Source organism: Arthrobacter sp. FW306-05-C (assembly GCF_021801725.1).
Taxonomy (GTDB): Bacteria; Actinomycetota; Actinomycetes; order Actinomycetales; family Micrococcaceae; genus Arthrobacter.
In genome coordinates this window covers 2,619,689-2,633,570 of the sequence record NZ_CP084556.1, presented here as the reverse complement: position 1 = coordinate 2,633,570, position 13,882 = coordinate 2,619,689, and the positions used below count along the sequence as shown (strand labels likewise).

11 protein-coding genes and 2 tRNA genes are annotated in these 13,882 nt (G+C 66.9%); 10 read left to right on the top strand and 3 right to left on the bottom strand.

Translation table 11 applies throughout. From position 1 onward, the window contains the following. The first annotated feature begins 2 nt into the window (after nt 1–2). From LFT44_RS12205 to LFT44_RS12195, 3 genes are all read left to right on the top strand, one after another. Nucleotides 3–779, top strand: coding sequence for a fumarylacetoacetate hydrolase family protein (locus LFT44_RS12205; RefSeq protein WP_236798687.1), 777 nt, complete (start codon nt 3–5; stop codon nt 777–779). An 80-nt stretch (nt 780–859) separates the two neighbouring features. Beyond that, nucleotides 860–2,374, top strand: a complete 1,515-nt coding sequence (gene gltX, locus LFT44_RS12200; protein ID WP_236798686.1) for a glutamate--tRNA ligase — start codon at nt 860–862, stop codon at nt 2,372–2,374. Continuing rightward, nucleotides 2,374–3,111 (top strand): HAD family hydrolase, encoded by a 738-nt coding sequence (locus tag LFT44_RS12195; RefSeq protein WP_236798685.1) that lies wholly within the window; start codon nt 2,374–2,376, stop codon nt 3,109–3,111. The genes gltX and LFT44_RS12195 overlap by 1 nt, the downstream gene beginning before the upstream one ends. Nucleotides 3,112–3,191: 80 nt before the next feature. On the opposite strand, the gene LFT44_RS12190 is transcribed toward LFT44_RS12195, so the two are convergent. After that, nucleotides 3,192–4,754: a hypothetical protein gene (locus LFT44_RS12190; RefSeq protein WP_236798684.1), complete on the bottom strand. Its 1,563-nt coding sequence runs from the start codon at nt 4,752–4,754 to the stop codon at nt 3,192–3,194. 302 nt (nt 4,755–5,056) lie between these two features. On the opposite strand from LFT44_RS12190, the gene LFT44_RS12185 reads away from it, so the two are divergent. The 4 genes from LFT44_RS12185 (at nt 5,057) to LFT44_RS12170 (ending at nt 8,903) form a co-directional block, all read left to right on the top strand. Beyond that, nucleotides 5,057–5,128 (top strand) — tRNA-Gln (locus LFT44_RS12185). Nucleotides 5,129–5,255: 127 nt separating this feature from the next. Further along, a tRNA-Glu gene (locus tag LFT44_RS12180) sits at nt 5,256–5,331 on the top strand. 171 nt (nt 5,332–5,502) lie between these two features. Beyond that, nucleotides 5,503–7,290, top strand: a complete 1,788-nt coding sequence (locus LFT44_RS12175) for a dynamin family protein (protein ID WP_373462113.1) — start codon at nt 5,503–5,505, stop codon at nt 7,288–7,290. Continuing rightward, a complete protein-coding gene (locus LFT44_RS12170; RefSeq protein ID WP_236798683.1) occupies nt 7,287–8,903 on the top strand; it encodes a GTPase in 1,617 nt (538 codons plus the stop codon). The genes LFT44_RS12175 and LFT44_RS12170 overlap by 4 nt, the downstream gene beginning before the upstream one ends. Here the strand turns inward: LFT44_RS12170 and LFT44_RS12165 are convergent. After that, complete coding sequence (locus tag LFT44_RS12165; protein ID WP_236798682.1) at nt 8,900–9,460, bottom strand: DUF1697 domain-containing protein; 561 nt, start codon at nt 9,458–9,460, stop codon at nt 8,900–8,902. The two genes, LFT44_RS12170 and LFT44_RS12165, sit on opposite strands and share 4 nt — an antisense overlap. Before the next feature lie 43 nt (nt 9,461–9,503). Beyond that, nucleotides 9,504–10,223: an IclR family transcriptional regulator gene (locus LFT44_RS12160; protein WP_009356552.1), complete on the bottom strand. Its 720-nt coding sequence runs from the start codon at nt 10,221–10,223 to the stop codon at nt 9,504–9,506. Between the two features lie 113 nt (nt 10,224–10,336). On the opposite strand from LFT44_RS12160, the gene leuC reads away from it, so the two are divergent. The 3 genes from leuC (at nt 10,337) to murA (ending at nt 13,876) form a co-directional block, all read left to right on the top strand. Beyond that, nucleotides 10,337–11,791: a 3-isopropylmalate dehydratase large subunit gene (gene leuC, locus LFT44_RS12155; RefSeq protein ID WP_236798681.1), complete on the top strand. Its 1,455-nt coding sequence runs from the start codon at nt 10,337–10,339 to the stop codon at nt 11,789–11,791. A gap of 10 nt (nt 11,792–11,801) precedes the next feature. Beyond that, nucleotides 11,802–12,404: a 3-isopropylmalate dehydratase small subunit gene (leuD, locus tag LFT44_RS12150; protein WP_142133504.1), complete on the top strand. Its 603-nt coding sequence runs from the start codon at nt 11,802–11,804 to the stop codon at nt 12,402–12,404. 146 nt (nt 12,405–12,550) lie between these two features. After that, the gene (gene murA, locus LFT44_RS12145; protein WP_236798680.1) at nt 12,551–13,876 is read left to right on the top strand and encodes a UDP-N-acetylglucosamine 1-carboxyvinyltransferase; all 1,326 of its coding nucleotides are present in this window, start codon (nt 12,551–12,553) and stop codon (nt 13,874–13,876) included. Nucleotides 13,877–13,882: the final 6 nt, after the last annotated feature.

Below are 13,882 nucleotides of genomic sequence, written 5' to 3'. Positions count from 1 at the left end.
CCATGCGTATTGCCAGGTTTGTAGTCGATTCCGATCCCCTGTACGGCGTCGTGGAAGGTGAACCCGGCAGTGAGGAAATCACTGTCATCCACGGCGACCCCTTCTTCAACGGCGTGGAGCGCACCTCCGTGCGCCACAAGCTGGAGGACGTCCGGCTGCTGGCGCCCATCATTCCCCGAAGCAAGGTGATCGGCGTGGGCCGGAACTTCGTGGAGCACGCCAAGGAGCTGGGCAACGAAGTGCCGGCCCAGCCGCTGCTGTTCCTCAAGCCCAACACGGCTGTCGTGGGCCCTAATGATCCCGTGGTGCTGCCCGAGTTTTCCGAAGAGGTCTCCTTCGAAGCGGAACTCTGCGTGGTGATCGGCCGCATCTGCAAGGACGTGCCGGAAGAGCGTGTGGACGACGTCATCTTTGGCTACACCTGCGGCAACGACCTCACCGCGCGTGACGTCCAGAAGACCGACCTGCAGTGGACCCGTGCCAAGGGCTTCGATACCTCCGCCCCGCTGGGACCGTGGATCGAGACCGACCTGGACACGGAGGACCTGCAGATTACTGGCAGGCTGAACGGCGAGGTGCGCCAGGATGGCAGCACCAGCCAGATGATCCGCGGCGTACGCGAGCTGGTGTCGCTGGTGTCGCAGGCCTTCACCCTGCTGCCTGGCGATGTCATTATGACCGGGACGCCCGCGGGCGTCGGCCTGGTCAAGGAAGGTGACCGGTTCGAGGTGGAAATCGAGGGCATCGGGCGCCTGTCCAACCCCATCGTCCGCCGCTAGCGCCCTCCCGGGCCCCGGCCTGCCAGGGTCTTGCCGGGCGGAAGGCCGGGCCCGGCCAGGCGGGTAAAGTTGAAGCCACTATGAGTATCGCTTCTTCGTCACCTGCCGCCTCCATCCCGCCCGTCACCGCCGAAACGCCCGTCCGGGTCCGTTTCTGCCCTTCACCCACGGGAACCCCGCACGTCGGACTGATCCGCACTGCCCTGTTCAACTGGGCCTACGCTCGCCACACCAAGGGCACGCTGGTCTTCCGGATCGAGGATACTGACGCGGCACGGGACAGCGAGGAAAGCTACCACCAGCTGCTGGATGCGCTGAAGTGGCTTGGCATCGACTGGGACGAGGGCGTTGAGGTGGGCGGCCCGCACGAGCCCTACCGTCAGTCCCAGCGCGGCGACATCTACCAGGACGTCATCAAGCGGCTGCATGAGGGCGGGTTCATCTACGAGTCCTTCTCCACTCCGGAGGAGATCGAGGCACGCCACCGTGCCGCGGGCCGGGACCCGAAGCTTGGCTACGACGGCTTTGACCGGCACCTGACCGAGGAGCAGCTGGCCCAGTACCGGGCGGAGGGCCGGCAGGCTGTCCTCCGCCTGCGCATGCCGGATGAGGACATTACATTCAATGACCTGGTGCGAGGCGAGATCACCTTCAAGGCCGGATCCGTGCCCGACTTCGCGGTAGTGCGGGCCAACGGCGCGCCGCTGTACACCCTGGTCAACCCCGTGGATGACGCGCTGATGGGCATCACCCACGTGCTGCGGGGCGAGGACCTGCTCAGCTCCACGCCACGCCAGGTGGCTCTCTACCGGGCGCTGTACGCCATTGGCGTTGCCGAGTACATGCCGGAGTTCGGCCACCTGCCCTACGTCATGGGACAGGGCAATAAGAAGCTCTCCAAACGCGACCCCGAGTCCAGCCTCTTCCTGCACCGCGAGCGGGGCTTCATCCCCGAAGGGCTGCTGAACTACCTGTCCCTGCTGGGCTGGTCGCTCAGCGCCGACGAGGACATCTTCACGGTGGAGCAGCTCGTTGAGCACTTCGACATCCACGACGTCCTGGGCAACCCCGCGCGCTTCGACCTGAAGAAGGCCGAAGCCATCAACGGCACCCACGTTCGCATGCTTGAGCCCAAGGTGTTCCGCGACCGCGTAGCGCACTACCTGCGCGAGGCAGGCCTGGTGGGGGAGATCCTGACCGACCGCGAGGAAGAGATCCTCACCGAAGCCGCACCCCTGATCCAGGAGCGCATCACCCTGCTGGGCGAGGCGCCGGAGATGCTGGCGTTCCTGTTCAAGGCGGACGACGCCATCGATATCGCCGATGACGCGCGCAAGGGCCTTCCGGCCAACCTTCCCGAGGTGCTGGATGCCGCCATCGCCGCCCTCGAACCGCTGGCTGACTGGACGGCGGAGGACATCCAGGCTGCCCTCAAGCAGGCCTTGGTGGAGGACATGGGCATCAAGCCGCGGCTGGCCTTCGGCCCCGTGCGGACGGCTGTTTCCGGCCGCCGCGTGTCGCCGCCGCTGTTTGAGTCCATGGTGATCCTGGGCAAGGAGTCTTCGCTGCGCCGGCTCCGCGCCTTCCGCGGCTGATGTCCGCTCCCAGCCAGGCACATGCCGCCGCGCTGACCACACCGTTCGGGGTTATCCGGGGCGTCCTGTTCGACATTGATGACACCCTGGTGGACCTTGAGTACTCCATGACCACCGCCCTGCGGGAGGTCAGTGAACACCTCCTGCCAGGCCTGGACCAGGCCGGATGGGAACGCTTCGGGCGTATCTTCACCCACGAAACCACGCACTACTACGACCGCTACCTTGCGGGGGAGCTGACGTTCAATGAACAGCGCCTGCTCCGGGGGCGGGCCGCGTTGGGGCACTTCGGAGTGGAACTTGCCGATGGTGAGGAATCGCACCGATGGCTGAGTGCCTATATGGAGAAGCAGCCTGCGTACGTCAAACCGTTTCCGGACGTGCTGCCGCTGCTGGATGTCCTGGACGCGGCGGGCATTCCTTACGGTGCCGTGAGCAACAACGTGCACGACTACCAGCGGGCCAAGCTGGACGGGGCCGGACTTGAACGGGTCACCCATCTGGTGGGTACCGACACCCTTGGCGTGGCCAAGCCGCATCCGGCAATGTACCTGGAAGGCGTCCGGCTGCTGGGAACCGCCCCCGCTGAGACGCTTTACGTGGGCGACAACCGGCTGCTGGACGCGGAGGGCTCCACGGCGGCAGGGTTGGTGGGCGTGTGGCTCAACCGCTCGGGCGAGGTCGTAGAGGATTTCGACGGCGGCATGGTGGCTTCCCTGAACCAGCTGTTGCAGTAGGCCTGCTGCACAGGGCCTGTGCGGCGGCCGCAGCCCTTCGCGAAGGACTGCGGCCGCCGCAGGTGCGGTTCGGGCCGCCGTCAGGCGGTTTCCAGGCCGACAGCCCGTCGGCGAAGGACCAGGTAGGCGGCGACGGCGGCAGCCACCAGCAGTGCCACGAGCAGCAGCGCGACCGCGGGGCTGTTGAGCCACGACGACGGCGATACGGCCGCCACCTTCGTGTGCAGTTCCTCGGTCCCGGCCGCGATCCTCGAGTTGCCGTCCGCCAGCTTGCCGGCGCCATCGGCGAGTTTGCCCGATCCATCGTCCAGTTTGCCGTTGCCGTCAGCCAGTTTTCCCGTGCCGTCGGCCAGCTGGGCGGAGCCGGACTGCAGCTGGCCCGTGCCCTTGCTTAGGGTGACCGTGCCGTCGGAGAGCGCCTGCGTCCCGGCCAGCAGGCCAGGGTTGGCGGGGTCCCCATCGCCGTTGACTCCTGCGCTGAGTTTGGTGGTGCCGTCCTGCAGGCTGTTGGCGGCGTAGATCAGGCCGGGGCGGTCCGGGTCGCCCGGAACCCCGTCCATGCCAACCCGGATTTTTGTGGTGCCCTCCGCCAGCATCGTGGTGCCCAGCACCACTCCCGGGTTCTGCGGGTCCGTCGCATTGAGTTTCTCGGCCAAGGTGGCAAAGCCTGCCTTCAGCCGGCCTGCGCCGTCGTTCAACTGGCCGGCTCCCGTGCCCAGCTTGTCCGTTCCGGCCTTCAGCTGCGCGGCGCCGTCGTTCAGCTTCGCCGCACCCGCATCGAGCTGGCCCGCCCCTGCGTAGGCCCGGCGCCCGCCGTCGGCCAGCTTGGCAATCTGGTCCTTGATCACTGCCAGCGGCACCAGGCCCTGAGGACCGTTCGCCGCCGCCTCAAGCTGGTCGAGGCCCTGGCTGAGCGCAGCGAGCCCATCACCCTTGGTGGGATCGTTGCCTGCACCCGGGTAACCCTTCAACTGGGCTGTTCCGCTCTTCAGAGCCGCAGTTCCGGCGCTGAGGCGGCCGGCGCCGGCATCCAGTTGGCCGGCTCCCGCCGCCAGCTGGTCCGTGCCTGCAGCCAGCTGCCCGGCGCCGTCGGCGAGATTGTTCGGCGCGTTTCCGGCGGCCGTCGGGGTCAGGGCCGCTGAAAGGGCCACGGCGCCGGCCTGGAGTTTCTTTGCGCCGTCGTCCACCTGGTAGACGCCCGGTACGAGTTTGTTCAGGACATCATTCTGCAGTTTGGTGGTACCGGCATGGAGCTTGTCCACCCCCGGCGCCAGCTGGTCGCGGACTCCGGAGTAGATTTTCCCGGCGCCGGTCTGCAGTTCCGCCGCGCCCGCGTTCAACGCGGCGCTGCCGTCCTTTACTTTGCCGGCGCCGTCCCTCACCTGCGCCGCTCCCTTGTTGGCTGCGCCCGCGCCTGTGGCCAACTGGCCCGAACCGTCCTTGAGCTGGGCAGCTCCGGCAGCGGCCTGCTCCGCTCCATCCATGAGCTGGGCGGCACCGTTGGAGATCTGGCCTGTGAGATAGGTGTAGAAGGCAAGAAAGAGTGCCAACAAAAGGGACAGGGCGATGATCGCGATGGACTGGGAGCGGAGTCTGGGTCTGGCTGCTGCGATGGATGCTGTGCGGGTTGTCAACGCTGACACTTCCTATCTCTCCGCCGGACGACGCTGCCCGGCGGTGTGAACCGTGGTTGGTAAGGCGTTCCCGTTTTCCTCATGGGTGCCCGATGGGTAGGGCGGGGAGGTTGTTACCGATGGGTAACTTACTCGAGAGTAACCACACGGCTGGATGGTGGGCAAGGGTTTTGCCGGAATGCTTTTGGCGGGAGGCTGGGCGCGCTTGGGATGTCGATTTGTGCGAGCTGAAAGTCTCAGGTAAAGTAATTTCTCGTGCTGAGGCGCACGGAGCAGGGAAAACGCCCTGAAAACCGGCCCGAAAGTATCATTGGGATATGGTGTAATTGGCAACACTACGGTTTCTGGTACCGTCATTCTAGGTTCGAGTCCTGGTATCCCAGCTCTGGTTTGAGGGCTGATTTCAGCCGCAAACAGAAGGTTTCCACCCGGTTCGCCGATTTGAAACCTGAGCGAAGTGTGTGAAATACTCACTGAGCTTGAGCAGCGGAAACGCTGCCGGAAGTACGCGGCCCCATCGTATAGCGGCCTAGTACGCCGCCCTCTCACGGCGGTAACGCGGGTTCGAATCCCGCTGGGGTCACCATCGAAATGGTCCCGGGCATCAGCCCGGGACCATTTTTGTTTCCCCACTATGGCTGCACGGCCAAGGCGCGCCATCACGTCTGCGGTAGAACAGCGCACGCCGCCGCGGATCAAGCCTGGCCGACGCGCCGCGGCAGGCCAGGCAAATGGACTGAACTGGCATGATGTTGCTGTGACCTCCCACAACGATTACCACCGGTCCGCACAGACGGACCGCGCCCCCCAGACGGCGCCGCAGGCCGCGGCGGCGGTGACGCTGCTGGAAGAGGTCCGTGCCGGCCTGGAGGATGTCGCGCTGCCGCTGGCCCTGCCGGGTGCCGAGCAGGCGCGGCGGGAGACGTCCGCGGCGAGAGCCCAGCTGGATGACTACATCCTTCCCCGGTACCGCAGCCTGGACGCCCCGCTGCTCGCCGTCGTCGGCGGTTCCACCGGAGCGGGAAAGTCCACCCTGGTGAATGGCCTCGTGGGCCACCCTGTGACCCGCGCCGGCGCCATCCGTCCTACCACCCGCCAACCCATCCTGCTGCACAACCCCGCTGAGGCAAGCTGGTTTGATGGCCAGCGCGTCCTGCCGGGACTGAGCCGGATCCGGGGCACCCTGGCGGCCGGTCCAGTGCCCATGGCTCCGGCCGGCGCTCCGGACAACGCGGTCGACTCGCTGGTCCTGCTGGCCGATCCGGCGGTGCCGGCGGGCATCGCGCTCCTTGACGCACCGGATGTCGACTCCATTTCCGACCAGAACCGCCTGCTGGCAGGGCAGCTGCTGGCGGCGGCGGACCTGTGGGTGTTTGTTACCACCGCCAATCGGTACGCGGACGCCGTTCCCTGGAAGCTCCTCCTGGACGCCGCCTCCCGGGACATCACCGTGGCGGTGGTGCTGGACCGCGTGCCCCAGGGCGCTGAGGCCGAAGTGAGCCAGGACCTTCGCGGACTCCTCGACCGCGAAGGACTCTCCGGAAGCCGCCTCTTCGTCATCCGGGAAACCGCCCTGGACCAGGGCGGCATGCTGCCCGCGGGAACAGTCGACGAGCTGCGTGGATGGCTGTCGTCGCTGGCCGCTGACGCCGCCGGCAGGGCCGACGTCGCCCGGCGGACCCTGAACGGCACCGTCCGCGCCCTGGCCCAGCGCATGACGGAGATCGCGGAGGCAGTCCGCGAACAGGAACGGGCAGCTGCACGGCTCGAAGCGGACGCCGTGGCAGCCTACGGTGATGCGGCCACCCGGATCCTCGACGCCACCAGGGACGGAGCGCTGCTGCGCGGCGAAGTGCTGGCGCGCTGGCAGGACTTTGTGGGCACCGGTGAATTCTTCCGGACACTTGAGCAGAACGTGGGCCGGTTCAGGGACCGCATGGGCGCCTTCTTTAGGGGTGAACCGGCGCCCGCGGTCCGGGTTGAAGCAGCCATTGAGACCGGGCTGCAGGCGGTGATCGTCGACGAAGCAGCCAATGCCGCAGAGGACACGGACCAGCGTTGGCGTTCAGATCCGGCAGGCCGCCAGCTGTTGGGCCGGGAGGATTTGTCCGGCACGGCCCCAGGCTTCGCCGACCGCGCGGCAGCCGAAATCCGCGCCTGGCAGGAAGCGTTAATGGAGCTGATCCGCACGGAAGGGCAGGGCAGGCGCACGCAGGCACGGTGGTTGTCCTTCGGCATCAACGGGCTCGGTGCCGCGCTGATGATCGTGGTGTTTTCGATGACGGCCGGACTGACTGGTCTTGAGATCGGTGTCGCGGGCGGCACCGCCGTCGTGGGCCAGCGCCTGCTCGAGGCCGTGTTCGGCGAGGACGCGGTGCGCCGCATGGCGGACAAGGCCCGTGAGGACCTGGCGGCTCGCTGCCAACAACTGCTGACGGATGAACAGCAGAAGTTCCTGCAGCGGCTGCCGGAGGACAATCCCAACCTCGCGCAGCGGCTTGCCGGCCAGGCCGGGGAACTCGCGCGGCTGGCGGGAAAGGCGTGAGCCGCCACAGCGGGGCACGCGGGTCAACGCGGCTGGACAGCCGGCTCCAGGCCCTCCAGGACGCCCACGAACTGGGGGAGGGCGTGGTCCCGGACGAGGCGCTGCAGGAAGCATTCGACGTCCTGGAACGCGCCAGTTCACGCCGCTCATTGTCCGCCGACCACACCGTGGTGGGGTTTTTCGGAGCGACAGGCAGCGGCAAGTCCTCCCTTTTCAATGCCGTCAGCGGCGCGGAAATCGCAACGGCGGCCGCCCGCCGTCCCACCACATCGGAACCACTGGCGGGGGTGTGGGGAGCAAAGGGGAGCGAGGCGCTGCTGGACTGGCTGGAGGTTGGAAACCGGCACCACGCCGCACCGGTGGAGGGCTTCGCCGATGAACAGACCGGGCTGATCCTGCTGGATTTGCCGGACTTCGATTCGACCCGTGCCGCGAACCGCGAGATCGTGCAGCGGATGGTGGGAATGGTGGACGTCCTGGTCTGGGTGCTCGACCCGCAAAAATATGCCGACGCCGCCGTGCACAACGGATTCCTGGCACCCCTTGTCACCCATGGTGCCGTCACGCTCGTGGTCCTGAACCAGGTGGACCGGCTGCCTGCGCATGATCTGCAACCGGTGCTCGACTCGCTGCACGCGATCCTTGCAGGGGAAGGGCTGGGACAGGTGCGCGTGCTTGCCTCGTCGGCAGTGACGGGAGCGGGAATCCCGGAAGTGCGTGCCGCCATACGGAAGGTTGCCGTCCAGCGCCAGGCCCAGTCCCGGCGCCTGGAGGCCGATGTGACCAAGGCAGCGGAGGACCTGCGGCGCGTTTCCGGCGAGGGGGAGGCTGCGGGGGTGCGGACCGCGGCAAAGACGAGACTGGCTGAGGAACTGGCCCTGGCGGCAAACGTCCCTGCCGTGGTGCGGGCGGTAGGCCAGTCCTACCGTCTGGAGTCGGTGCGCAGGACGGGCTGGCCTGTAACCCGCTGGCTCTCCCGTTTCCGGCCGGACCCACTGCGGCGGCTCAACCTGCGGCGGGATACTCCTGCCGAGCTGAACAGGACATCGCTGCCGCCTGCCGGTGCGCCGGAACGGGCCAGGACGGATGCGGCGGTCAGGGAATTTGCGGATTCGGCCAGCGCGGGCGCGCCGGGACCCTGGCGGGCCGCAATCCGGGGAACAGCAAGGGCAGGAAGGGACAGGCTGCCCGACGCTCTGGACCAGGCCATCGCCGGAACCGACCTGGGAGCCAACCGCAAAGCCTGGTGGTGGGGGCTCTTCAACATCCTGCAGTGGCTCGCGCTGCTGACGGTCCTGGGTGGCCTGGGCTGGCTCGGCGTGCTGGCCGGGCTGGCGTACCTGCAGTTGCCGGTACCGGAGGTACCGCGAGTGGAGGGGTGGCCGGCGCCTACGCTGATGATTGCGCTGGGCGTGGTGTTGGGGATCTTCCTGGCCATCACCGGCCGCTTTATCGCGGCAGGTGCTGCCCGCGCGCGTGCTGCAAGGGCCCGACGCCGGCTCAACAGTGCCGTTGCAGGTGCAGCCCAGGAACTGGTGGTGGCCCCAGTGGAGGCCGGGATTGCCCGGCTTGCAGCCTTCAACAAGGCCCTGAAGAAGGCAGGGCCAGGCTAGGAGCTTGTTGCCTGGGCGGCGGCGAGGGCAGCCGCGGCATCGCGGATCTTAATCAGGGTGCGCAGGTTGCGGGTGGTAGTGGCGGCCTTTAACTTTGCCTTGGCACTGATCTTGCTGAACGGGCTGTCCAGGGTTCCACCCACCGGGGCCAGCCAGGCAAGGGCTTCCGGCCCCAGCCGCCGCTGGTCATGCTTTTCCAGGGCGGACCCTCCTGCTTCCAGCTCATCCAGCACCTTGGCATCCGACGAGAGGGTGATGTAGGTGTGGGTGGACTTGTCGTCTTCGGGGAAGGGGCAGGCTTCCACCAGCTGGGCCACCCTCCCGGCATCCAGGACCACCACCCACGCCTCATAGCCAAACGCTGCACGCAGGCACTGCTCGCATTCCTGTTTGACGGCGGCTGCGTCCAGGGTACTGGAGAGCACCACGTTTCCGCTGGCCAAAAGGGTCTTGGCATCGGTGAAGCCGCGGTTCTTCAGTGCGTCCCGAAGATCGGCCATCTTGATATTGATTCCGCCCACATTGATGCCGCGGAGGAACACTGCATAGCTGCCCATGGCCACAGCCTAGCGGCGTGAACGGGCGGGAGAGCGGACTTTGCTAGTCGTTGTTTTTCCGCAGCGCCTCGGTGAGGATCCGGCCGGCGTTGCACACCACTTCCGCGTGCAGGCGCCCCGGTTGGCGGGTCAGCCGCTCGATGGGTCCGGAAATGGAGACGGCGGCAATCACCCTGCCGGACGGACCGCGGACGGGGGCCGAGACGGAGGCGACTCCCGGCTCGCGTTCGCCAAGGCTCTGTCCCCAGCCCCGCCGTCGTACCCCTGCCAGGACGGTGGGCGTGAAGCGGGCTGACTGCAGGCCCTCAAGGAGCCGGTCGTGGTCCTCCCAGGCGAGCAGGACCTGGGCGGCGGAGCCGGCTTTCATGGACAATTGCGTGCCGACGGGGATGGTGTCGCGCAAACCGATGGGGCGTTCGGCGGAGGCGACGCAGACGCGCCAGTCGCCCTGTCGGCGGAAGATCTGCGCGCTCTCGCCGGTGGCGTCGCGCAACTGCATCAGCACGGGCCCGGCGGAGGCGATCAGGCGGTCCTCGCCGGCTGCCGAGGCGAGCTCAACGAGCCGGCTGCCGAGGACGAACCGGCCCTGGATGTCGCGGCTGACCAGCCGGTGGTGCACCAGCGCCAAAGCGAGGCGGTGGACAGTGGGCCGGGCCAGTCCGGTAGCGGCCACCAGCTGCGCCAGCGTGGTGGGACCTGCCTCGAGTGCGTCGAGCACCTGGGCCGCTTTATCAATGACACCGACTCCACTAGAATTGTCCATGTAATGATATTGCCGTCTCAGTATCTGAGATGCAAATCTTTCGGCTGGCGCAGCGCGGAGCCGTCTTGATTCAGTTGGACTAATCAGCCAAACAGCAGTGAAGGGAGATGGCCATGGCAAAGACATTGGCCGAGAAAGTCTGGGACGCGCACGTGGTGCGCAAAGGTGACGGCGAAGGAGCCAACGCCCAGCCAGACCTTCTGTTCATCGACCTCCACCTGGTCCACGAAGTCACGTCCCCGCAGGCCTTTGAAGGCCTTCGGCTGGCCGGCCGCAAGCTGCGCCGGCCGGACCTGACCATTGCCACCGAGGATCACAACACCCCCACGCTGGACATCGACAAGCCCATTGCTGATTTGACCAGCCGCACTCAGATCGAGACCCTGCGCCACAACTGCGCGGAGTTCGGTGTCCGGCTGCACAGCCTGGGCGACGCAGAACAGGGCATTGTCCACGTGGTCGGTCCGCAGCTGGGCCTCACCCAGCCGGGCATGACGGTTGTCTGCGGCGACTCGCACACTTCCACCCACGGCGCCTTCGGTGCCCTGGCCATGGGCATCGGCACCTCCGAGGTGGAGCATGTCATGGCCACCCAGACCCTGTCGCTCAAGGCGTTCAAGACCATGGCCATCAACGTCGAGGGCACCCTGCGTCCCGGTGTCACGGCGAAGGACATCATCCTGGCGGTCATCGCCAAGATTGGCACCGGCGGCGGGCAGGGCTACGTCCTGGAATACCGCGGCTCCGCGATCCGGGCCCTGTCCATGGAAGCCCGCATGACCATCTGCAACATGTCCATCGAGGCCGGCGCCCGCGCCGGCATGGTGGCCCCGGACGAGACCACGTACGCCTACATGAAGGGCCGCCCGCACGCTCCGGAAGGCGCTGACTGGGATGCCGCCGTCGAATATTGGAACACGCTGAGGACCGACGACGACGCCACCTTCGACGTCGAGGTGGATCTGGATGCTGACACGTTGGAGCCCTTCGTCACCTGGGGCACCAACCCAGGGCAGGGCGTCTCCCTGTCCCAGGCCGTCCCGAACCCGGCGGACTTTGGTGACGAGAACGCCAAGGCTGCCGCGGAGCGGGCCCTGCAGTACATGGGCCTGGAAGCCGGCACCCCCATGAAGGACATTCGCGTTGACACCGTCTTCCTGGGCTCCTGCACCAACTCGCGCATCGAGGACCTGCGCGCTGCGGCGGACATCATCCGCGGGCGCGAAAAGGACCCGAATGTGCGGATGCTGGTGGTACCGGGTTCGGCCCGTGTCCGGCTCGAGGCCGAGGCCGAGGGACTGGACCGTGTGTTCAAGGACTTCGGCGCCGAATGGCGTTTTGCCGGCTGCTCCATGTGCCTGGGCATGAACCCGGACCAGCTGGAGCCGGGGGAGCGCTGCGCCTCCACGTCCAACCGCAACTTTGAAGGACGCCAGGGCAAGGGCGGTCGCACGCACCTGGTCTCCCCGGTGGTGGCTGCAGCCACGGCGGTGCGCGGCACGCTCAGCTCGCCGTCGGACCTTGAACCGGCCCCCGAACCCGCCGCCATCCGCATCGACGCAGCCTAGGACAGACATCATGGAAAAGTTCACCAAGCACACCGGCATCGGCGTCCCGCTGCGCCAGAGCAATGTTGACACCGACCAGATCATCCCCGCGGTGTACCTCAAGCGCATCACCCGGACCGGCTTTGAGGACGCCCTGTTCTCCGCCTGGCGCAAGGACCCGTCCTTCATCCTCAACCAGGAGCCCTACAACGCCGGCTCCGTGCTGGTGGCCGGACCGGACTTCGGCACCGGTTCCTCCCGCGAGCATGCAGTGTGGGCCTTGAAGGACTATGGCTTCAAGGCAGTGCTGTCCTCCCGCTTCGCCGACATCTTCCGCGGCAACTCCGGCAAGCAGGGGCTGCTGGCCGCGCAGGTGGCGCAGGACGACATCGAGCTCATCTGGAAGGAACTCGAGAACGCTCCGGGGACCCAGGTCACGGTGGATCTCGAGTCCAAGACCGTGGTGTGCGGCAACATCGTGGCGCCGTTCGAGATCGACGACTACACCCGCTGGCGGCTCCTGGAGGGGCTGGACGACATCGGGCTGACCCTCCAGCACGAAGCCGACATCACCGCCTACGAGGCGACCCGCCCGGCGTTCAAGCCCAAGACCCTGCCGGCAAAGCTCTCCTAGCTGCCCGGACCATTCCGGCGGCAGGGGCGGGTGCGCCACGCCCCGCCGCCGGTGCCCCCTTATTTCGGTTCGGTAACGCGACCTCCTATGCTTGGTTGGAGCCTTTGCAAGGTTTTGGGGGCTAGTGATCGTGAGGAAACCGGTATATGAGTAGTGTTCTGACAATCCGCGGCGGTGTCCCGCTTACAGGCCGCGTCAGCGTCCGTGGGGCAAAGAACCTTGTCCCGAAGGCAATGGTTGCGGCGTTGCTGGGCAACGAACCGTCGGTGTTGCGGAACGTGCCGGAAATCAAGGACGTGGAGGTGGTTACCTCCCTGTTGCAGCTGCACGGCGTGACCGTGGAGAAGGATCCGGTCAACGGTGACCTCACCCTCGATCCCAAGGCCGCGAAGACGGCATCCAGCACTGCCATCGATGCGCATGCCGGGGACTCCCGCATCCCCATCCTGCTGTGCGGGCCACTGATCCACGCCATCGGCGAAGCCTTCATCCCGGACCTGGGCGGCTGCAAGATCGGCGACCGGCCCATCGACTACCACCTGGACGTCCTGCGGCAGTTCGGCGCCGTGGTGGAGAAGCGCCCCGGCGGCATCCACATCTCCGCACCCAAGGGCCTGCACGGCGCCAAGATCTCGCTGCCGTACCCGTCCGTCGGCGCCACCGAACAGGTCCTCCTCAGCGCCACACGTGCCGAGGGCATCACGGAGCTTTCCGGTGCGGCCACCGAGCCGGAAATCATCGACCTCATCGCCGTCCTGCAGAAGATGGGCGCCATCATCAGCGTCCAGACGGACCGCACCATCCGCATTGAGGGCGTCCGCGACCTGGGCGGCTATAACCACCGGGCCCTCTCGGACCGCAACGAATCCGCGTCCTGGGCTTCGGCAGCGCTGGTGACCCGCGGAGACATCTTTGTCGAGGGTGCTTCGCAGCGCGACATGATGACCTTCCTGAACACCTACCGCAAGGTGGGCGGCGGCATGGACATCGGCGAGGACGGCATCCGCTTCTACCACAAGGGCGGAAAGCTGAGCCCGCTGGTCCTCGAGACCGACGTCCACCCCGGATTCATGACTGACTGGCAGCAGCCCCTCGTGGTGGCGCTGACCCAGGCCGAGGGTGTCTCGATCGTCCATGAGACGGTCTACGAGAACCGCTTCGGCTTCACCGATGCCCTGATCCGCATGGGTGCCAGCATCCAGGTGCACCGCGAGTGCCTTGGCAGCGTTCCGTGCCGGTTCGGCCAGCGGAACTTCCTGCACTCCGCCGTCATCTCCGGCCCCACCCAGCTCAAGGGAACGGACATCGACGTTCCGGACCTCCGCGGCGGCTTCAGCCACCTGATCGCCGCCCTGGCCGCCACGGGAACCTCGCGGGTCACCGGCATCGACATCATCAACCGCGGCTACGAGCGTTTCACCGAGAAGCTTGCCGGCCTCGGTGCCGATTTCGACATCACCACCACGAAGTAGAGCGGA